Origin of the sequence: Nocardia lijiangensis NBRC 108240 (genome assembly GCF_001613045.1) — a bacterium.
Classification (GTDB): domain Bacteria; phylum Actinomycetota; class Actinomycetes; order Mycobacteriales; family Mycobacteriaceae; genus Nocardia; species Nocardia lijiangensis.
Window position 1 is genome coordinate 32,575 of sequence record NZ_BDBP01000076.1, and the last position, 19,243, is coordinate 51,817.

At 69.6% G+C, this 19,243-nt stretch carries 19 protein-coding genes; 7 read left to right on the forward strand and 12 right to left on the reverse strand.

The features are described 5' to 3' along the window. The first annotated feature begins 46 nt into the window (after nt 1–46). Nucleotides 47–436, forward strand: a complete 390-nt coding sequence (locus NL1_RS26195; RefSeq protein WP_067844632.1) for a phage holin family protein — start codon at nt 47–49, stop codon at nt 434–436. An 8-nt stretch (nt 437–444) separates the two neighbouring features. Here the strand turns inward: NL1_RS26195 and NL1_RS26200 are convergent, their stop codons facing one another. Both NL1_RS26200 and NL1_RS26205 read right to left on the reverse strand, forming a co-directional pair. Next, nucleotides 445–1,314 carry a 1,4-dihydroxy-2-naphthoate polyprenyltransferase gene (locus NL1_RS26200; protein WP_067844634.1) on the reverse strand — a complete coding sequence of 290 codons (870 nt, stop codon included), beginning with the start codon at nt 1,312–1,314 and terminating at the stop codon, nt 445–447. A gap of 69 nt (nt 1,315–1,383) precedes the next feature. Next, a complete protein-coding gene (locus NL1_RS26205; protein ID WP_067844636.1) occupies nt 1,384–1,842 on the reverse strand; it encodes an SRPBCC family protein in 459 nt (152 codons plus the stop codon). A 121-nt stretch (nt 1,843–1,963) separates the two neighbouring features. Here NL1_RS26205 and NL1_RS26210 point away from each other — a divergent pair, with 121 nt between their 5' ends. Next, entirely contained in the window at nt 1,964–5,533 is a 3,570-nt protein-coding gene (locus NL1_RS26210) for an AfsR/SARP family transcriptional regulator (RefSeq protein ID WP_084510960.1), read from the forward strand. 250 nt (nt 5,534–5,783) lie between these two features. Here the strand turns inward: NL1_RS26210 and NL1_RS26215 are convergent, their stop codons facing one another. The 6 genes from NL1_RS26215 to NL1_RS26240 form a co-directional block, all read right to left on the reverse strand. Beyond that, nucleotides 5,784–6,098 (reverse strand): hypothetical protein, encoded by a 315-nt coding sequence (locus NL1_RS26215; protein WP_067844640.1) that lies wholly within the window; start codon nt 6,096–6,098, stop codon nt 5,784–5,786. A 188-nt stretch (nt 6,099–6,286) separates the two neighbouring features. Further along, nucleotides 6,287–7,123 carry an ABC transporter permease gene (locus tag NL1_RS26220; protein WP_067844642.1) on the reverse strand — a complete coding sequence of 279 codons (837 nt, stop codon included), beginning with the start codon at nt 7,121–7,123 and terminating at the stop codon, nt 6,287–6,289. After that, complete coding sequence (locus NL1_RS26225; protein WP_067844644.1) at nt 7,120–8,100, reverse strand: ATP-binding cassette domain-containing protein; 981 nt, start codon at nt 8,098–8,100, stop codon at nt 7,120–7,122. The genes NL1_RS26220 and NL1_RS26225 overlap by 4 nt, the downstream gene beginning before the upstream one ends. A gap of 328 nt (nt 8,101–8,428) precedes the next feature. Continuing rightward, entirely contained in the window at nt 8,429–9,562 is a 1,134-nt protein-coding gene (gene menE, locus NL1_RS26230) for an o-succinylbenzoate--CoA ligase (RefSeq protein ID WP_067844647.1), read from the reverse strand. Between the two features lie 399 nt (nt 9,563–9,961). Further along, entirely contained in the window at nt 9,962–10,354 is a 393-nt protein-coding gene (locus NL1_RS26235) for a VOC family protein (RefSeq protein ID WP_067844649.1), read from the reverse strand. Between the two features lie 16 nt (nt 10,355–10,370). After that, complete coding sequence (locus tag NL1_RS26240; RefSeq protein WP_067844651.1) at nt 10,371–11,264, reverse strand: 1,4-dihydroxy-2-naphthoyl-CoA synthase; 894 nt, start codon at nt 11,262–11,264, stop codon at nt 10,371–10,373. Nucleotides 11,265–11,357: 93 nt separating this feature from the next. Between NL1_RS26240 and NL1_RS26245 the strand changes: the two genes are divergently transcribed. The 3 genes from NL1_RS26245 (at nt 11,358) to menD (ending at nt 14,935) form a co-directional block, all read left to right on the forward strand. Next, entirely contained in the window at nt 11,358–12,086 is a 729-nt protein-coding gene (locus NL1_RS26245; RefSeq protein ID WP_084510957.1) for a PaaI family thioesterase, read from the forward strand. 86 nt (nt 12,087–12,172) lie between these two features. Continuing rightward, a complete protein-coding gene (locus tag NL1_RS26250) occupies nt 12,173–12,619 on the forward strand; it encodes a DUF6918 family protein (RefSeq protein WP_067844653.1) in 447 nt (148 codons plus the stop codon). Nucleotides 12,620–13,294: 675 nt separating this feature from the next. Beyond that, nucleotides 13,295–14,935, forward strand: coding sequence for a 2-succinyl-5-enolpyruvyl-6-hydroxy-3-cyclohexene-1-carboxylic-acid synthase (gene menD / locus NL1_RS26255; RefSeq protein ID WP_067844655.1), 1,641 nt, complete (start codon nt 13,295–13,297; stop codon nt 14,933–14,935). An 18-nt stretch (nt 14,936–14,953) separates the two neighbouring features. On the opposite strand, the gene NL1_RS26260 is transcribed toward menD, so the two are convergent. Together NL1_RS26260 and NL1_RS26265 are read right to left on the reverse strand one after the other, a co-directional pair. Then, nucleotides 14,954–15,190, reverse strand: a complete 237-nt coding sequence (locus NL1_RS26260; protein WP_067844657.1) for an Rv3202a family protein — start codon at nt 15,188–15,190, stop codon at nt 14,954–14,956. A gap of 91 nt (nt 15,191–15,281) precedes the next feature. Beyond that, nucleotides 15,282–15,518 carry a DUF8836 family protein gene (locus tag NL1_RS26265; RefSeq protein WP_067844659.1) on the reverse strand — a complete coding sequence of 79 codons (237 nt, stop codon included), beginning with the start codon at nt 15,516–15,518 and terminating at the stop codon, nt 15,282–15,284. A gap of 146 nt (nt 15,519–15,664) precedes the next feature. Between NL1_RS26265 and NL1_RS26270 the strand changes: the two genes are divergently transcribed. Next, nucleotides 15,665–16,243: a TIGR03086 family metal-binding protein gene (locus NL1_RS26270; protein WP_067844661.1), complete on the forward strand. Its 579-nt coding sequence runs from the start codon at nt 15,665–15,667 to the stop codon at nt 16,241–16,243. A 19-nt stretch (nt 16,244–16,262) separates the two neighbouring features. On the opposite strand, the gene NL1_RS26275 is transcribed toward NL1_RS26270, so the two are convergent. Beyond that, a complete protein-coding gene (locus NL1_RS26275) occupies nt 16,263–16,892 on the reverse strand; it encodes a TetR/AcrR family transcriptional regulator (protein WP_067844663.1) in 630 nt (209 codons plus the stop codon). Nucleotides 16,893–17,005: 113 nt separating this feature from the next. Between NL1_RS26275 and NL1_RS26280 the strand changes: the two genes are divergently transcribed. After that, nucleotides 17,006–18,040 (forward strand): aldo/keto reductase, encoded by a 1,035-nt coding sequence (locus tag NL1_RS26280; RefSeq protein ID WP_067844665.1) that lies wholly within the window; start codon nt 17,006–17,008, stop codon nt 18,038–18,040. A 35-nt stretch (nt 18,041–18,075) separates the two neighbouring features. Here the strand turns inward: NL1_RS26280 and NL1_RS26285 are convergent. Continuing rightward, a partial coding sequence (locus NL1_RS26285) for a diflavin oxidoreductase (RefSeq protein ID WP_373862597.1) occupies nt 18,076–19,243 on the reverse strand: 1,168 nt, incomplete at its 5' end.

Below are 19,243 nucleotides of genomic sequence, written 5' to 3' on the forward strand. Positions count from 1 at the left end.
ACGCTTCCCGCCAGCGGCGGCGGCTCACCGCACTTAGCATGTGCGCATGCAGCTTGTGCTTCGGTTGATCATCAACGCGGTCGCCATCTGGTTGGCCGCCGCCTGGGTGAGCGGTATCGACATCCTCAGCCCGGAAGAGAACGGCACCGGCGGGAAGATTCTCGTCGCCGTCGTCATCGCGGCGGTGTTCACGGCGGTCAACGCGCTGGTGAAGCCTCTCGTGAAACTTCTGTCGCTGCCGTTGATCGTGCTGACTCTCGGCCTGTTCCTGCTGTTGATCAACGCGCTGATGCTCTGGCTCACCGCGGAGCTCACCGAACTCGTCGACGCCCCCGAATACGGCCTCGTGGTCGACGGGTTCTGGGCCGCCGTGCTCGGCGGCATCATCATCTCGCTGGTGAACTGGGTGCTCGGGATACTCGTTCCCGACAACTGACGAAACGGTCAGGCGAAGCCGAGGGCCAGCGCCGTCAGCGCCGACCAGACGAGCAGGGCCAGGCCGGAATCGCGCAGCGCCGGAATCAGTTCCAGACCGTTGCCACCCGAGCGCACGGGCGCGTTCGCGCGCACCGCGAGCGGGAGCGCGAGCAGCCCGACGAGGGCGAACGGGGTGCGGATCACCAGCAGCAGGGTGACGACGAACGGCGCAGCCAGCAGCGCGAGGTGCAGGGTGCGGGTGCGGGGATCGCCGAGTTTGACCGCGAGCGTGCTCTTTCCGGACTCGGTGTCAGTGGGGATGTCGCGCAGGTTGTTGGCCACCAGCACCGCGCTGGAGAACGAGCCGACAGCGACCGCGAGCGCGGCACCCACCCAGTCGACGCGCTCGGCCTGCACGAACTGCGTGCCGAGCACGGCGACCAGCCCGAAGAACACGAACACGGCGATCTCGCCGAAACCGCTGTAACCGTAGGGTTTGCTGCCGCCGGTGTAGAACCACGCGCCTGCCAGGCAGGCCGCGCCGACCAGCAGCAGCCACCACGCGGTCGTCGCAACGAGGACCAGGCCGAGGACGCCGCCGATCGCCAGGCTCAGGAGCGCGGCGTTCTTGACCGCGGACGGCGAGGCGAGCTTGGAGCCGACCAGCCGCAGCGGGCCGACGCGCTCGTCGTCGGTGCCCCTGATCCCGTCGGAATAGTCGTTGGCGTAGTTGACCCCGACGATCAGGGCCAGCGAGACAAGCAGCGCCAGAACGGCTTTCCACCACACCGCGGCGTCGAGCGAGGCTGCGGCGCCGGTACCGGCGAGGACCGGGGCGATCGCGTTCGGCAGGGTGCGGGGCCGTGCGCCCTCGATCCATTGCGCTGCTGTAGCCATGAACGCAGCCTAGTCGGCGCGGTCAGGTGGAGCCCGTCGACAGTCCGCGCACGGCCGCAGCGACGGCCCTCAGGCTTCGGCCGCCGCCTTCATTCGGGTGAGTCCCTTCTCGAAGTCCTTGCCGACCAGCCGGTCCATCGAGATCACCTTGCCGAGCAGCGCCATCAGACCGTGCTGCTGTCCGGTCATCCGCCAGACCACCTCGGTGGCGCCGGACTCGGTCGGGTTCAGCTCGAAGTCGACGTGGTTGGTCGCTTTGAAGGGTTTGAGGAACTCGAGCCGGACGCCGAGCTCGCCTTCGGCGTCGGAGACGATCTCCATGTTGCCCGCGCCCGCCTTGCGATTGCCGCTCCACGCGTAGTGCGCGCCGACGCCGGATTCCGGGCCGGAGTAGGTGCGCTGCAATTGCGGGTCGAGGTCCTCCCACGGGGACCATTTCGTCCACTCCCGGAAGTTGTCGATGAGCGCGTGAATGCGCGCGGGGTCGGCCGAGATGACGATGCGCCGGACCACTTCGAAGTCAGCCATTGGCACAGCGTAGGGGCAAATCTTGCGCAGAGCCCGCCGACAGACCGCGCAGGGCGGGAGCGAAGGCGCGCGCGAAAACGATGTCGGCCTCGACGGGGCCCTCGCATACGATGACCACGGCATGTTTCCAGATCGGCGCGGCCCCGACGGCCCGAATCCCACCGCTACACCCGCCGCCGCAGGCGCATCGGTCGTGGTCGCCCTGCTCGGCGAGGTCGCCCTGCGCCGCGACGACGCACTCACCTCCGTGCCGGGCACGCGCTCCCGGTTGTTGCTCACCGCGCTCGCCCTGCGACCGGGCCGCAGCCGCAGCGCACCGGCACTGATCGAGGACGTGTGGGCCGAGCAGCCGCCGCGCGCGCCGATGAACGCGCTGCACACCCAGGTCTCCCGGCTGCGCTCGGTGCTGCCCGACGGCGCGCTGGAGATCGGGCCCGCGGGCTACCGCCTCACCTTCGCGCCGGAACAGGTCGACCTGACGCTCGGCGGCGCGTTGCTGGCCCGCGCCCGCCGCGAGCTCGCGGCCGCGGACTTCGCCGCCTGTCTGGATTCCGTCCGCACGGCGCGAGCGCTGTGGCGCGGCGAGCCCGCGGCGGACCTGCCCCCTGGCGAAATCGCGGAGGAACTGCACCGCGCCGCGGGATCGCTGGCGACCGAACTGGACGCGGTCGAGCTGGCGGCGCGCGAATCCGGCGGCGACATTCGCGGCGCGTTGGACCTGGCGCGTCGCCGCAGCGCCGCCGAACTGCTCGACGAGCCCGCCCAGCTGGACCTCATGCGCCTGCTCGTGCGGGCCGATCGGGCGAACGAGGCGCTGGAATCCTTCGCCGCCTTCCGCATCCGGCTGGCCGACCAGCTCGGCACCGATCCGGGCCGGGCATTGGTCGAGCTGAACACCGCCATCCTGCGCGGTGAGATCGTCAGCGGTTCGGCCACGAGTGGGTCGGGCGGTGCCGTAGCGAATGTGCCAGGTCTCCCAATGCGGAACGGGATCGGAGCCTCCGCGTCGGTCGCCCCGTCGCAGCACGGGCCGGACGCGCCAGGGTCCCCGGCGCTGAACACCTTCGAAGATCCCAGGCGGACAGCGTTTTCCGGCCTCTCGGACCAGTTCGTATATCCAGGCGATTCCCCCGCCGGTGTCCTCGCACCGAACGCGATGACGACACACGCACAGCTCCGCACCCGCCCCGACACCACGCGCGAGACCATCGGCTTGCGCGCAGCGCCGAACGCGCTGCTCGGCAGGGACGCCGATCTCGACGAACTGGTCGAGCTGCTGCGCGCCGCCCGGGTGGTCACCGTGCTCGGGCCGGGCGGCACCGGAAAGACCCGGGTGGCCAACGAAGTCGGGGCCAGGGTGGCGCGGCGCGAATCCGTGGTGCTCGTGGAACTCGCCTCGGTGCGCTCGGCCTCCGTGGCGGACGCCCGCGCCGACATCGAGTCCGCGATCAGCACGACGCTCGGCATCGGCGAGGTGGTGCTCGAGCCGGGTCTGCTGCGGCCAGGGCGAATCGATATCGGACGGCGGCTGCGCGACGCGCTGTCCGCCCGGCCGATGCTGTTGATCCTGGACAACTGTGAACATCTCGTCGAGGCGGTCGCCGAGGTCGTCGCCGACTTGATCGGCAGCTGCGAGCCGCTGACGGTGCTGACCACCAGCCGCGCCCCGCTGGCCATCAGCGCGGAGAGCGTCTACCCCTTGGCGCCCTTGGCCATCGACGCCGCGGGCTCGCCCGCCACTGACCTGTTCACCGCGCGGGCCCGCGCGGTGCGGCCGACGGTGCGCTTGGATCCGGACGCCGTCGCCAGGCTGTGCGCGATGCTGGACGGCCTGCCGCTGGCGATCGAACTGGCCGCGGCCCGCGCTCGGACGATGAGCGTGGAAGAGATCGAATCCCGGCTGGAGCACCGGTTCGCGCTGCTGCGCGGCGGTGACCGCTCCTCACCGGAACGCCACCGCACGCTGCACGCGGTGATCGCGTGGAGCTGGAACCTGCTCGATCCGCCGCAGCGGGCGACGCTGCGCCGAATGTGTCGATTCCCGGCAGGTTTCACGCTGTCCGCCGCCGAGTCGGTGGCAGGCGGCCCGGACGTCGCCGATGTGGCGGCGGCGGTGGAAGGTCTGGTCGGCCAGTCGCTGCTCACCGTGCTCGAGGACGAGGACGGCACGCGCTACCGCATGCTGGAGACCGTCCGCGAATTCGGCGAGGAGCAGCTGACCGCCGTCGGCGAGGGCGAGCCGGTGATGCGACGCATGTCGCGCTGGGCCTCCGAATACGCGGTGGAGACCGCCCTGAGCTACCGCGGCGACGAACAGCTGAGCACGGTGCTCTCCGTCGCCGCCGAACAGGACAACCTCGCCGCCGTGCTGCGCTACGCGCTGGATCGGGGCGACTCCGCGACGGTGTATCGCGTCTTCCCGGTCGCCGCGACGCTGTGGATGATCCGCGGCGCCCACCTCGAGTTGACGTCGTGGGCCCCGCGCGTGCTGCGCTGCGTACCCGAGCCGGAACCCGCGCGCGGCGTCGTCGCGGATCTGCAGATGCTGGCAGCGCTGGTGATGGGGGTGCACATGATCTACCTCAGCCCCGACCTGCGCCCGGTGGCGACGGTGCGCTCGCGGTCCCGTGTGCTGCTGCGCACCGCGGTGGGCATGAATCCCGGGCTGCGCCTGCTGGGCGAACTGCTGGTGGCGCACGTATCGGGAAAGGGCGTGGCGCGCAAGCTCGCCGACGGTGCGCGCTCGCCGGATCGGGACGTGCGGGCGGCCGCGCTCGTCGCGCGGGCGAACATCAGGGAGAACGCGGGCGACGTGCACGGCTCGGCACGTGACGCGCTCGGCGCACTCCGACTGGTCGAGCCCGAGGATCTGTGGGGCACGGCCATGGTCTGCCAGCACCTCGGTCAGCTCGGCGGCCAGACCGCCCGCTACGCCGAGTCGGTGGACTACTACCGCAGCGCTGTCGACGCGCTGCGCACGCTGCGCGCCCACGAGGAGACCGTGGAGATTCGCAGCTACCTCGCGGTCGCGCTGATCGGCATCGGCCAGGTGCAGCAGGCGCGTGCGGAATTGTCCTTCGCACTGGGCGCTTCCGACGATCCGGCCGGTCCCGCGCCGATCGACGACCCGAACATCCGGCGCAACCACCGGCTGGCCACGGTGGCGGGCGGTGTCGCGGAACTCGCGCTCGCCGAAGGGGATATCGATGCAGGCCTGCGGTACTACCGGCGGTCGCTGAACCTGTTGGGCTGGCCCGAGGACGATCTGGCGCCGGGGCCGGGCGGGCTCATGCTGGCCGGTGCCGCGGTCGGCGCGCACGTGCTCAACGGACGCGCCGGTGCGGCAACGGAATTCGCCGCCCAACTGGCCGCGTGTGCGGCGGGCCGCCTCGCTCAGTTCTTCGACTTGCCGCAGATCGGCGCGGTGGCCTGCGCGGTCGGTTCGCATCGCCTCGCGCTCGATCCGGATTCCGACACCGGTCTGGAACTGCTGGCGCTCTCCGCCAAGGTCGTCGCCCGCCAGGACTATCCGTCGATGATGGTGAAGCGGCACCTCGACCTGCACCGACCGCGAATCGGCGCGGAGCGGATGAACTCCGCCCTGCGCGCGGCCACCACGCTGCGCCGCAGAACCGGAGCCGCACGGATCATCGCGCTGCTGCGCGAGCTCAGCGGAATGCTGGACTCGTAGGTCGCAGTCGGACGAAGTCCGTCGAAAATCCGCGCACAGCCGGAGCACGGGCGGAGGTACGCCCACATCATTTCCGGCCAGCGCATCGTGGATATAGATACTCCGGCAACAGGGATCGTGGAGGATCGTCCGAGTTGATAGTGGCTGAACCGTAGCTGGCGGTCGACGCTCGAGACTGCGCGAATCCCATGCCGATTCCTTGGCGATGTCGCTACCGATTGGGAATCCACCGCTCAGCCGATGGGCGCGGTCAGGCGCAGGCGCGGTTGAGTTCGTCGGTGAAGGGAGTGAGGTCGGCGACCCCGTCATCGATCAGGGCGCCGGCGTAAGCCCCGATGGCATCCCGTTCGGCGCCCTGCGTCGTCTCGGCCAGGCTGCTCAGCCTGCCGGACAGCGCGGTCGCGGTCGCCTTGTCCATGCTGCCGCCGGTCGTGTCGATGGCGACGTTGATCAGCTCAATGGCTTTGGCGCAGCTCGGGGACTGGGCGTGTGCGGGCGTGGCGGGCAGCGCAATCAGCGCGCCCGCAGCAATGGCGAGGGCGGCGGCGGACGAAGACTTGATCATGATTTCCTCTCGGAGGTGTACGAAGCGAGACCGTAGCAAAGATGGACGACATCGTTGCTGGAGAGTCAGGTCACAGCCGGACGGAGTCCGTCGACAGACTGCGCACGGCCAGAACGAAGGCGAAGGTAGGCCTAGTGGAAACGGCGAAGGCCGGAACCCCTTTCGAGGTTCCGGCCGTGGCGCGTGGATCAGGCCCTGCGCATGTATGCCTTGACAGTCAGTGGCGCGAAGATGGCGATCACCACCGCCGAGCCCAGCAGTGACCACGCCAGGTTGCTGCCGTACACGTTGTCGTTCATCAGGTCTCGGCACGCGTTGACCATGTAGTACACCGGGTTCGCGTGATTGATTGCCTGCATCCAGCCCGGCATCGTGCTCACCAGGGCGAAGGCGCCGGACATGAAGGTGAGCGGGAACATCACCATCATCGAGATGCCCTGCACCGAGGCGGCGCTCTTCCCGGTCACGCCGACCAGCGCCCAGATCCAGCTGATGGCGAACGAGCAGAGCACGATGACCACCGTGGCGGCGGCAACACCGAGCACCCCGCCGCCCGGACGGTAGCCGAGGCACAGGCCGACGACGACGGTGAGCGTGGTGGCGATGCCGTAGCGCACCATGTCGGCGATCAGGGCGCCGGCCAGCGCCGAAATGCGGGCGATCGGCAGCGATTTGAAGCGGTCGAAGACGCCCTTGTCCATGTCCTCGCGCAGCTGGGTGCCGGTGACCACGGAGGTGAGTACCACGGTCTGCACCAGGATCCCGGGAATCAGGATGGGCAGGTAGTCGTGCACGTTGCCCGCGATGGCGCCGCCGAAGATGTAGGTGAACAGCGCGGTGAACAGGATCGGCTGCACCGTCACGTCGAACAGCTGCTCGGGATTGTGCTTGATCTTGAGGATGCCCCGGTAGGCCATGATGAACGAGCTGGACACCGTCTGGCGGAGGCTGATTCGGTTCTCGGCCGTGGGGATTCGGATGGGCGCCGCGGTGTGGGCGGCGGTGGGTGCGGTGAGGGTCGTCATGCCGCGCTCCGTTCGTCGTCGTCGGCCGGGTGGCCGGTGATGGTCAGGAAGACCTCGTCCAGGCTGGGTTTGCTCACCGTGATCTCGTCGATCGCGATCTCCCACTCGCGCAGCCGGATCAGCAGGTCGGTGGTGACGCTCGCGTCCGGCAGCGGCGCGGTGAGCCGCCCCGCCTCCGGCGTGATCTGCGCGTCGGTGCCGAGGAAATCCCCGACGATGCGGCGCGCTTCGGCGAGCTGATCGCGGTCGACCAGGGTCAGGTGCAGCGAGGAGCCGCCGACCGAGGCCTTGAGTTCGTCGGCGGTGCCGTCGGCGATCACCCGGCCGCGGTCGATCACCGCGATCCGGTCGGCCAGCTGGTCGGCCTCGTCGAGGTACTGCGTGGTGAGCAGCACCGTCGCGCCCTCGCGGACCAGGCGACGAATGGTGTCCCACATCTGCGCTCGGGTGCGCGGATCGAGGCCGGTGGTCGGCTCGTCGAGAAACAGCAGCGGTGGCGTGGAGATCAAGCTGGCCGCGAGGTCGAGGCGGCGGCGCATACCGCCGGAGAAGTTCTTCAGCGGCTTGTCCGCCGCCTCCGTGAGATCGAACTCCTCGAGCAGCTCGCCCGCCTTACGCCGGGACTCGGCTCGGCTCAGGCCGAGCAGCCGGGCGAAGATGATCAGGTTTTCGGTGGCGGTCAGATCCTCGTCCACCGAGGCGTACTGCCCGGTGAGCCCCAGCAGCGACCGGACCGCGGTCGGCTCGGCGACCACGTCGTGGCCGAAGATCCTGGCTCGTCCGCCATCGGGCCGCAACAGCGTCGAGAGCATCCGGATGGTGGTGGTCTTGCCCGCCCCGTTCGGCCCGAGCACCCCGTACACCGAGCCCTGCGGCACCGCCAAGCTCACCCCGTCCACGGCCCGCTGCTCCCCGAACACCTTGACCAGTGCGTCCGCCTCGACGGCAAGCGCAGCATGTGGCGCAAAAGAATTCATGCCACAAACTCTGTCCCCCACCACTTGCACCACACTTGCACCACGATGGCGCCCCCTCTTGCACCACAGCCACACACCTTTCCAACGCGCCACAGAGCCACCTGCGCTGTGCGGCGTTCGAATGCTGTGTGCCCCGCGGATATGCAGGTGAAGGTGCACGGCCACACAGGTTTCGTACGCGCCACACAGCCACCTGCGTTGTGTGGCGTGCAGAGCCTTTGTGCCCCGCGTATGCGCAGGCAAAGGTTCGTCCTCGCAGAGGTTTTGTACGCCTCGCAGAGGTTGTGTGCCCTGCGAGGCGTGTGAAGGGGCTGCGAGGAACCAGCGGTTAGTTGGGGGATTGGGTGAGCAAGAGTTCGCGCAGCTTTGCGCGGTTGGGTTTGCCGGGGCCGTGGAGCGGCAGTTCGTCCAGGAGTGCCAGTTCGCGAGGGGCGGCTATGGCGTCGAGTTCGCGGATGACGTGTTCGCGGAGCTCCTCGAGGGTGGGGGTGGCACCGGCCGTTGGCACGACCGCGACGGCGACGCGTTGGCCGAGCCGTTCGTCGGGCAGGCCGAGTACCACGCACTCGCTGATGGCCGGGTGTGTCACCAGCACGGCCTCCACCACCTGCGGGATGACGAGCAATCCGCCCGTCATGATGGCCTCGTCCAGCCGTCCGCTGATGTGCAGCACGCCGTTGTCGAAAGTGCCTGCGTCCTCGGTGCGGAACCAGCCGGGTTCGGCGAAGGCGGGGTGGTCGGGTTGGCCGCGGTAGCCGCGGGCGATCATGGCGCCGCCGAGCAGGACGCGGCCGTCTTCGATGCGCACACGGGCGCCGTCGAGCGGCACGCCTTCGTAGACGCAGCCGCCGCAGGTCTCGCTCATTCCGTAGGTGCGAACGACGTTGATACCGGCCGCTTTCGCGCGCTCGTAGACCGGGAGCGGGGTGGCCGCGCCGCCGACGAGCACCGCGTCGAGTTCGGCGAGCGCCTCGGCCGCGGCGGGCGCATCGAGGGATTTGATCAGCTGGGTGGGCACCAGGGCGGTGTAACGGCGTGGGCCGCGCATGCCCGCCACCGCGCCCGCCAGCGCCTCGGGCAGGAAGCCGCCGGAGACGTCGAGCACGGTCGGTTCGGTGCCCGCCAGAATGCTGCGCAAGAGCACCTGGATGCCTGCGATGTGATGGGTGGGCAGCGCGAGCAGCCAGGCGCCGGGTCCGCCGAGGCGGTCGTGGGTGGCGGTGCCGCTGGCGCGCAGCGCGGAGGCGCTGAGCATGGCGCCCTTGGGTACGCCGGTGGTGCCGGAGGTGGTGACCACCAGTGCCACATCGTCGTCGATCGTTTCGCCGGGGCAGAGCGCGTCGCTGAGCCGGCGGGCCTCCCTGCGGTCGCTGGTCGGGATGGGCAGCCACGCGGGGCCGTTGCCTTCCAACGCTTCTCGCAGATGCGGTAGCACGTCGCCCAAGCCGGACCCGGTGGGCATAGGCAGCGTCCGCAACGTGTTGTTCACGACTCCGCCTCGCTGGCGCTCGGCTCCGTCGTGCGCAACGGCGCGCTGTGTTCCTGGTTCGCTCGCTGAAGCTTGCTCACGACCGCACCTCGCCGTCGCTCGGTTCCATCACGATAGGGATCGTGTCATGCCCGTGCCGTCGCGCGGGGAACGGGTCGGTTTGCTGGGGCGGCGCGCGCAGAGTACGGCCGCCCCGGAGGAATGGGGCTCGGCTAGGCCAGACATCGAGACTGCGATTCACTCGTCGGACGGGTCGCGGATGGCGGTCGCCCGGACATCGGCGGCCGGGCGTCCGCTAGAGCGCTATCGTCCTCGCCGAGACAGCCCTTGGCAACTCGGCATTCGGACCCCGGTCCGATCCCTCCGCGGTGATCACTCGTCCGACCAGCGGGAATCCCGTCGGATCGGATGTTCGGGCGGAATTTCCACCAGCACCACCGGCACCCCGTCCGGGTCCCGTATCCACATTTCGATCAGTCCCCACGGCTCCCGTTCCGGCGCACGGTCGATCGGGATTCCCTTCAGCGCCAGCTCGACGGCCGCGCTGCCGACATCGCGCACCTGCAGCCAGATCGCGCCGTCGAAAGCCGTCGACACACCCGTTCCGCCGTGCGCCGCGACCTCAACCAGCGACTGTCCAGCGAAGAAAACGGTTCCACCTGGATATTCCCTGGCGATCGCGAGACCGAGTCCGTCGCGATAGAACTCGAGCGTTTTCGCATAGTCCTTCGGCCGCAGAATCACTCGGCTGCTGAGGATCTCCATGGGGCCAGTCCCTTCGTCAGAAGTACCAGGGGTAGGGCGACCAGTCGGGCTTGCGCTTCTCCAGGAACGCGTCACGGCCTTCGACGGCCTCGTCGGTCATGTACGCCATGCGGGTCGCTTCGCCCGCGAACAGCTGCTGGCCGACCAGGCCGTCGTCGAGCAGGTTGAACGCGTACTTGAGCATGCGCTGCGCCTGCGGGGATTTGCCGTTGATGTCGGCGGTCCACTCCAGCGCGACGTCCTCGAGTTCGGCGTGGTCGACGACCTTGTTGACCGCGCCCATCTGGTGCATTTCCTCGGCGGTGTAGGGGCGGCCGAGGAAGAAGATCTCGCGTGCGAACTTCTGGCCGACCATCTTGGCCAGGTAGGCGCTGCCGTAGCCGCCGTCGAAGCTGCCGACATCGGCGTCGGTCTGCTTGAACCTGGCGTGCTCGCGGCTGGCCAGGGTCAGGTCGCAGACCACGTGCAGGCTGTGCCCGCCGCCCGCGGCCCAGCCGTTGACCAGGGCGATGACGACCTTGGGCATGAAACGGATGAGGCGCTGGACCTCGAGGATGTGCAGCCTGCCCGCGCGCGCCTGGTCGACGGTGTCGGCAGTATCGCCGCTGGCGTACTGGTAACCGCTGCGGCCGCGAATGCGCTGGTCACCGCCGGAGCAGAAGGCCCAGCCGCCGTCCTTGGGGCTCGGTCCGTTCCCTGTGATCAGGACCGCGCCGACGTCGGAAGCCATCCGCGCGTGGTCCAGCACCCGGTAGAGCTCGTCGACGGTGTGCGGCCGAAACGCGTTGCGCACCTCGGGCCGATCGAACGCCACCCGCACCGTGCCCTGCTCGATATGCCGGTGGTAGGTGATGTCGGTCAGATTCTCGAATCCGGGGACGGGTCGCCACAGCTTGGGATTGAACGTCACGCCTGTGATTATTGCCCGCGCCGGTGCCAGCGACTTCCGTGCCGTGCGGCACCGAGGACTTGACGGTGTAAAACTACGCGTTACCGTGCAGGTATGAGCGAGCGAGTGAAACCTGTTCCAGATAGCGCCGCGGAAGCGCCCGCCGAATCGGGTGCGCCGCGCTCCCAGGGGACGGCGATCCGCCCGCGCATCGATCGCAGCGCGGTGGACGAAAACCGGTACGAGACGCACGGCGGATTCCCGAAGGTCAGCCGCGCGCAGATCGGTTCGAATTTCGGGCCTTTCGTGGATGCCATGCGCACCCTGCAGGATCTGGCGGTCTCGGTCGACGCGCCCGACGAGGTGTTCGGCGACGCATTGGCGCAGGCCCGCGAACTCATCGAGCTGCTCGAGCCCTATCGCGCACCGGAATTGCAGGGCCCGGCCGGTCGCGCGGTGGAGCTGCCGGGCCGCGGCAACCTGTTGTTGCTGCCGTGGCGGGTGCTGTCGGCCGGACCGGACGGCATCACCATGACGGGCGAGTTCCGGCGTTTCCATCTCGGTGGCAACGGTGCGGCGCACGGCGGCGTGCTCCCGCTGCTGTTCGACGACCTGCTCGGCATGATCGTGCACTACGCGGGCAGGCCGATCAGCCGGACCGCCTACCTTCATGTGAACTACCGCAAGGTCACTCCGTTGGAGCGGACGCTGACGGTGTGCGGACGCGTCGATCGTATCGAGGGCCGCAAGACCTTCATCACCGCCGAATTACGCGATGAGCAGGGCGATTTGCTCGCGGATTGTGAGGGGTTGATGGTGCAGTTGCTGCCGTGGCAGCCGTGAGCGGAACTAGCTCGTGTGACCTCGCGCACCAGTGCGTATAGTGGCGTGCGCTCGTTCATCGACATCTATTTCGGAGGAACCTGAAAGTGGTTGCAGCACTGTCTGAATCCCTGCTCGACGACACGAAGCGCTCGGCCTTCCTTGCCGATGCCAAGGAGGTTCTGGACGCGGAGGTGTCGGACAAGGGCGGGGCGTCCGGCCTCGCGGTCAAGGGTGGCTACGCTGCGGTGAAGAAGATCAGCCCGTCCATCGTGCCCGACGCGCTGGAGTCGTTGGCGCCCAAGCTGGTCGAGCAGCTGGATCCGTTCTGGCAGGAATACAAGGCGGCCGGTTCGGGCCAGTTCGCGGACCTGCTGGTGGCCAAGTCCGACGAGGTCGCCGAGGCGCTGCTCTCGGTGACCGACGCCCGCTCCGCGGCCTCGACCCGCCCTGCGCTGCAGAAGGTGTACTCCTCGATGCGCTCCTCCGCCAAGAAGAACGTCATCGAGGCGCTGCCGCGCCTCGGCGACCTGGTGCAGCGCCACGCGAACTGATCACACACAGCAAACGCACGCCGAGCTCCACCCGACCGAGCTCGGCGTGCGGCTGTGCTCATCGCCCGGCCACCCGACATCGGCCGCGCACCAGCGCAACTCACCGAACACCCTGATCACGCCCCCATCTCCGCGCACACCGCGCCCCGCAACCCGAACGCTCGATCCCGCCACCCCGAGGGCGAGTCTTACGAGCCCGTTCCCGGCCGTTTCGCGTCCGAACGACCGAGGTACGTGCGTTGTGTGTCTGCGCACTTGGTCGACTTCGGGATTCGTGCCCTCGCTGCCGCGCACCGGCATCCGAACGCTCGATCCCGCCCGCCCAAGTCTTACGAGCCCGTTCGCGGCCGTTTCGCGTCCGAACGACCGAGGTACGTGCGTTGTGTGTCTGCGCACTTACTCGACCACGAGAGGTGCGTCCTCGCTGCTGGGCGCGGTACACACCGATCTTCGACCGCTCGATCCCGCCCTCCCAGCCACCCCGAGGGCGAGTCTTACGAGCCCGTTCGCGGCCGTCTCGCTTCTGAGCGGCCGAGACGCATGCGACGAAGTCGCGAGACTCGGCCGCTCAGAAGCGAGACACCAGGGGCCGCGAACCCGCGCGCGCCAGCGCGCCAACGACACTGTGACCAGGGTGACGGAGACGGCGCGGATACTGTCTGAGAGGCTGGACGTGTGAACCCGTCTACCGCTCAGGCTCGAGTAGTCGTCGACGAACTTGTGCGCGGGGGTGTCCGCGATGTGGTGTTGTGCCCCGGGTCGCGCAACGCTCCGCTGGCCTTCGCGCTCCAGGCCGCCGACGCGGCCGGTCGGTTGCGGCTGCACATGCGCATCGACGAGCGGACCGCGGGGTTTCTCGCCATCGGTCTGGCGATCGCGGGCAACAATCCGGTTCCGGTGGTGATGACGTCCGGTACCGCGGTGGCGAATCTCGGCCCCGCGGTTCTGGAAGCCAACTACGCGCGGGTGCCGTTGATCGTGGTGAGCGCCAATCGGCCGTACGAGATGCTCGGGACCGGTGCCAATCAGACCGTCGAGCAGCTGGGCCTGTTCGGTAGCCAGGTGCGTGCCACCATCAGTCTCGGACTGGCCGAGGTGGACCACGACGGCAACGGCAGTGGCCCGTACGGTCAGCAGAACAGCGTGTGGCGCTCGGCGGTGTGCCGGGTGCTCGCCGCGGCCCGCGGCACCCGGTCGGGCAACGCGGGCCCCGTGCACTTCGACATTCCGCTGCGCGAGCCGCTGGTCCCCGATCCCGCGGCGGTCGCCGGTCCGGAGGGGCGTGCGGACGGACAGCCGTGGACCGCGACCCAGTACGCGACGCTGGACGTGCCGCTCGATATCGATCTGACCCCGGACACCGTGGTGATCTCCGGGCACGGCGCGGGTCTGCGCCCCGAGCTGGCCGAGCTGCCGACCGTCGCGGAGCCGACGGCGCCCATGCACGGCCCCGCGCTGCACCCGCTCGCCCTGCCGCTGCTGAAACCGAAGCAGGCCATCATCACCGGTCGCCCGACCTTGCACCGGCAGGTGTCCAAGGTGCTCGCCGACCCGTCCGTCACCGTCTTCGCGCTGACCACCGGTCCGCGCTGGCCCGATGTGTCCGGCAACGTCGTCGGCACCGGTACCCGCGCGATCGCGGCGGGAGCGCCGCGCGCGGAGTGGCTGGCGCACTGCCGCGAGGTGAGCGACAACGCCGAACAGGTGGTGCGCGCCGCGCTCGCCCGGCACCCGAAGCCGACCGGCCTGCACGTGGCGGCGGTCGTCATGGACGCTCTGCGCGAGGGCGATCAGCTGTTGCTCGGCGCGTCGAATCCGGTGCGCGACGCGGCCCTGGTCTCGCACCCGAGGCCCGGCATCAAGGTGATGTCGAACCGCGGTGTGGCGGGTATCGACGGAACGGTGTCGACGGCGGTCGGCGCGGCCTTGGCGCACGGCGGGCGCACCGTCGCGCTGATCGGCGATCTGACTTTCCTGCACGACGCGTCCGGCCTGCTGATCGGGCCCGGCGAGCCGCGGCCGGTCGACCTGACGATCGTGGTCGCCAACGACGACGGCGGCGGCATCTTCGAGCTGCTGGAACAGGGCGACCCGCAGTACGCGGGTGTCTTCGAGCGCGTCTTCGGCACGCCGCACGGCATGGACCTGGCCGCGCTGTGCGCCGCGTACCGGATTCCGCACCGTCAGGTGGATTCCGAGCAGTTGGCGGCCGAGCTGGCCGGGCACGCGCACGGTCTGCGGGTGCTGGAGGTGGCTACGGAACGGTCCAGCCTGCGCGAGCTGCACGCCGCCGTGCGGGCCAAGATCGCGCCCTGAGTTCGCCGCCGCGATCCGCTATTCGGCGTCGCGGTCCTCGTCGTCGATCGGCACGGAAATGGACTGCTCGATGATGTCGGCTTCGTTCGCGCCCCAGACGTCGCGATCGCCCACGGCGCGCGCCTCCCGTTCGACGACGGTATCCGCGACGGCCCGGTCGTCGGCGTCGTCCATCTCATAGGCGGGCGTGGACTGCTCGACGCGGTCGGCCTCCGGGGCGTCGTCCAACGTGCGCGGCGTGCTGCGATCGATCATCGTGTGCTCCTCTCCGCTGTTTCCTCCCGTACCGGGTATACCCCGTTGGGACAGCGGACAACAGTCCAACTGTGTGGAGAATCGGATGTTCTCATTCCCCCTCGACGGCCGCGCCTCCGTTCACCGGATGCTCGACCAGCGCCAGGGTGCGCCCGGCCATGAACCGCGCCGTGCGGACCGCGACGCCGGTCCTGGTCACCTCGCTGACCTCGACCACCCCGCGCACGATGCGCACCTCGACCCGCCGCCCCGCGCGCGTCGCGACGATTTCGTAACTGCGAGAGCCGTCGCCGACATCGACGACGATCTCCACCCGATCACCCTTCATCCACCAATTCTCCTCTTTTCCAGCACTTTTCGCCGTTACGAGTTGGTCGCGGAGGGGTCGCCGCTCCGGTTCGGCGGTACCGATGAATTCCGGGTCCCTGCGCGGTCTCAACTCACGAAGACAACTCGCATCCGGCAGGAGACCCGATGACACCCACGTTCGATTTCGAGCCCGCCGCCATCGCATTGGAGACCGTGGTCGCGGGCATCGCCGACGACCAGCTCGACGCCCCGACGCCGTGCGCAGGCACCACCGTGGCCGCGCTGCTCGATCACGTGCTGGCACTGACCGAGGCGTTCCGGCAGGCCGCGACCAAGGAATCAGTCGGCCGCAGCACCCCGCCCGCCGTCGCGCAGGACTCGAAGCTGCCAGGAGACTGGCGCGCTCGCATCCAGGCCCAGCTGAAGGCGTTGGTCGCCGCATGGCGGGAACCGGGCGCGTGGGAGGGCGAGACCGAGGCGGGCGGCGTGCGGGAAGCCGCGCTCGTGATGGCCGTGATCGCGCTGGACGAGATCGTCGTGCACGGGTGGGACCTGGCGCGCGCCACCGGTCAGCCGTTCACCTGCGCCGAATCCGACGCGGCGATCCTGTTCGAGTTCCTTCGCGAAACTCCGGCGGCGGGCACCCCCGGACTCTTCGGCCCGGTCGTCGAGGTCCCCGCCGACGCGCCTGTCCTCGATCGCGTGATCGGCCTGACCGGCCGCACTCCGAGCCGGCCCGCCTAGTCCACCGGCCGCGGCGCGGTCAGGCGTCGGCGGCCTGCCTCGTCACGAAAGTGCCTGCCGCGACGGCGTCCAAGGCCGCGCGGGCGGCGGTGTCGGCGGCGGCTTCGTCGATGGGATCGCCGCTGGCCAGCAGGCGATAGTAGAGCGGCGCAGAGACCGCGGAGAGAACCGCGCGCGGATCGGTGCCCGCGGGCGCCTCGCCGCGGGCGATCGCGTCCTCGACGCACGGCGCCCATTCGGTGAGGCGGACGTCGTAGAAACGGCGCAGCGCCGCCGAGGTGACCGGGTCGCCGGTGGCCGCGGCGATGACGGCCGCGAAGAGGCGGCTCTGGCGCCGGTCGGTCAGTGTCTTGGCGACCAAGCGCGCGTTGGCGGTGAGATCGCCGCGGAGCGAACCGGTGTCGGTGCGGGGCAGCGACTGCTCGGCCATGTCGTCGAGCAGATCCGCGACGAGCCCGGCCGGGGTGCCCCACCGACGGTAGACGGTGGTCTTGCCGACCCCCGCCGCCGCGGCGATCTCCGCCAGATCCAGGGTGGCGAAACCGCGTTCGGCGAGCAGGTCGCCCGCGGTGCGCAAGACGGCCGCGCGGATGCGTGCGGTGCGCCCACCTGGGCGAACCGATCCAGGGGCGGGCTCTTCAAGGGTCATAACGGGTCTCCAGTTCCATTTACGTCGCGCGAGGTGTACTGTCCGAGATGTTAACGGAACTATAGACCCTTTAGGAGGGCCGTCCTGTGAACTCGCAAACAGTGGACACGCACATGGAGTACCGGCGGCTGGGCGCATCGGGTCTGCTCGTCCCGGCCCTGAGCTTCGGCGCGGGCACCTTCGGCGGGCGCGGCGAACTGTTCGGCGCGTGGGGCGACACCGATGCCGAGCAGGCGCGGCGGCTGATCGACATCAGCCTGGAGGCGGGCGTCACCATGTTCGATACGGCCGACGTCTACTCCGACGGCGCCTCGGAGGAAGTCCTCGGCGCGGCCATCAAGGGCAGGCGCGATCGGCTGCTGCTGTCCACCAAGGCGAGCCTGCCGACCGGGCCGGGCCCCTTCGACGCCGGTTCGGGCCGTGCACGGCTGATCGGCGCGGTCGAAGGCTCGCTGCGCCGACTCGGCGTCGACCACATCGACCTGTTCCAGCTGCACGCCTTCGACGCGCATACCCCCGTCGAGGAGGTTCTCGCCGCGCTCGACGATCTGGTGCGGGCGGGCAAGATCCGCTACCTCGGCGCCTCCAACTTCGCGGGCTGGCAGCTGATGAAATCCCTTGCCGCCGCGGATCGCAACGGCCTGACCCGCTACGTCGCGCACCAGGTGTACTACTCGCTGGCCGGCCGCGACTACGAGTGGGAGCTCATGCCGCTCGGTCAGGACCAGGGCGTCGGCGCGGTGGTGTGGAGCCCGCTCGGCTGGGGCAGGCTCACCGGCAAGATCCGGCGCGGACAGCCGCTCCCCGCGGGCAGCAGACTGCACCAGACCGCCGAGGCCGGTCCGCCCGTCGACGACGAGCTGCTCTACGACGTGGTCGACGTGCTCGACGAAATCGCCGCCGAGACCGGCAAGACCGTCCCGCAGATCGCGCTCAACTGGCTGCTCGCGCGGCCCACCGTGGCCACGGTCATCGTCGGTGCGCGCAACGAGGAACAACTGCGCCAGAACCTCGGCGCCGTCGGCTGGCGGATGGACGCCGAACAGATCGCCCGCTTGGACAATGCGAGCGCCGTCACCCCGCCCTACCCCTACTACCCGTACTACCGCCTGCCGGACTTCGCCCGGCTCAATCCGCCCGCCGTGTGAGGGGATTCGGCCCGCCTCCGGGCGGGCCGCCCTGCTCAGTACACGTCGCGCACGTAACGCTTCTCGGCGACGAGCTGCTTGCGGAACGCCAGCGCGCCGTCCTCGTCCAGCTTGCCGTGGATACGGGCGATGGCGAGCAGCGTGTCGTCGACATCCTTGGCCATGCGCGCCGCGTCGCCGCACACGTAGAAGTGCGCGCCGTCGCGCAGCCACGACCACAGCTCGGCGCCGTGCTCGATCATCCGGTGCTGCACGTAGATTCGCTCCCGCTGGTCGCGGGAGAACGCCAGGTCGAGACGGGTCAGGAAACCGGTGCGGAACATGTCCTCCAGTTCCGCGCGGTAGTAGAAGTTCTGCGCCGCATGCTGTTCGCCGAAGAACAGCCAGTTGCGGCCCGTCGCGCCCAGCGCCCTGCGCTCATGGAGGAAGCCGCGGAACGGGGCGATGCCGGTGCCGGGTCCCACCATGATCATCGGCGCCGTCGGGTCCAGCGGCGGCCGGAAATGCGGTGCGCGCTGCAGGAAGATCGGTACGGCGGCGGACTCGCCCGCCACCCGGTCGGCGAGGAAGGTCGAGCAGACCCCGCCGCGCCGGGCCGTCGCGCCGGAGGGTTCGCCGTAGCGCACCACGCCGACCGTCAGCTGCACCTCGTCCGGGCTGACCAGCGGACTCGACGAGATCGAATACTGGCGCGGCTGCAGCTTCTTCAGCGCGCCGAGCCATTCCACCAGGTCGGCACGCACCGGGAAGTCGCGCAGCACGTCGACGGCTTGGCGGTCCCACAGATAGCTGTCCAGCTCGTTGCGGTTGTCCCTGCGCAGCAGTTTGGCGAGCTGATTGCTGGCGTTGCGCTCGCCGATGAAGCTCAGCAGGTCGTGGCTGACCTTGGTGATGTCGTACCGGGTGCGCAGCGCCTCGGCCAGCGGCATCTCCCGGTCGTCCACGTCGATGACGCGCCGACCGTCCAGGCCGGTCGCGGCGAGCCACTCGTCGACCAGCGACGGGCAGTTCGACGGCCACACGCCGAGCGAATCGCCCACCTCGTAGCCCGCGTCCAAGCCGCGCAGGTCGAAACCGAACTGGCGCACCTCTTTCGGCGATCCGGCGAGCGAGAGCTGTTCGTTGCGGACGAGCGGCGCGGCCACCGGCGCGTTGCGGGTGAACGGCGCGGCGGCGCGCAGGGAGCGCGCGGGAGCCGGGGCC

Coding starts and splice junctions, on each gene's coding strand:
- NL1_RS26195 (WP_067844632.1), top strand. CDS start 47: ATGCAGCTTGTGCTTCGGTTGATCATCAACGCGGTCGCCATCTGGTTG.
- NL1_RS26200 (WP_067844634.1), bottom strand. CDS start 1,314: ATGGCTACAGCAGCGCAATGGATCGAGGGCGCACGGCCCCGCACCCTG.
- NL1_RS26205 (WP_067844636.1), bottom strand. CDS start 1,842: ATGGCTGACTTCGAAGTGGTCCGGCGCATCGTCATCTCGGCCGACCCC.
- NL1_RS26210 (WP_084510960.1), top strand. CDS start 1,964: ATGTTTCCAGATCGGCGCGGCCCCGACGGCCCGAATCCCACCGCTACA.
- NL1_RS26215 (WP_067844640.1), bottom strand. CDS start 6,098: ATGATCAAGTCTTCGTCCGCCGCCGCCCTCGCCATTGCTGCGGGCGCG.
- NL1_RS26220 (WP_067844642.1), bottom strand. CDS start 7,123: ATGACGACCCTCACCGCACCCACCGCCGCCCACACCGCGGCGCCCATC.
- NL1_RS26225 (WP_067844644.1), bottom strand. CDS start 8,100: ATGAATTCTTTTGCGCCACATGCTGCGCTTGCCGTCGAGGCGGACGCA.
- menE (WP_067844647.1), bottom strand. CDS start 9,562: ATGCCCACCGGGTCCGGCTTGGGCGACGTGCTACCGCATCTGCGAGAA.
- NL1_RS26235 (WP_067844649.1), bottom strand. CDS start 10,354: ATGGAGATCCTCAGCAGCCGAGTGATTCTGCGGCCGAAGGACTATGCG.
- NL1_RS26245 (WP_084510957.1), top strand. CDS start 11,358: ATGAGCGAGCGAGTGAAACCTGTTCCAGATAGCGCCGCGGAAGCGCCC.
- NL1_RS26260 (WP_067844657.1), bottom strand. CDS start 15,190: ATGATCGATCGCAGCACGCCGCGCACGTTGGACGACGCCCCGGAGGCC.
- NL1_RS26265 (WP_067844659.1), bottom strand. CDS start 15,518: ATGAAGGGTGATCGGGTGGAGATCGTCGTCGATGTCGGCGACGGCTCT.
- NL1_RS26270 (WP_067844661.1), top strand. CDS start 15,665: ATGACACCCACGTTCGATTTCGAGCCCGCCGCCATCGCATTGGAGACC.
- NL1_RS26275 (WP_067844663.1), bottom strand. CDS start 16,892: ATGACCCTTGAAGAGCCCGCCCCTGGATCGGTTCGCCCAGGTGGGCGC.
- NL1_RS26280 (WP_067844665.1), top strand. CDS start 17,006: ATGGAGTACCGGCGGCTGGGCGCATCGGGTCTGCTCGTCCCGGCCCTG.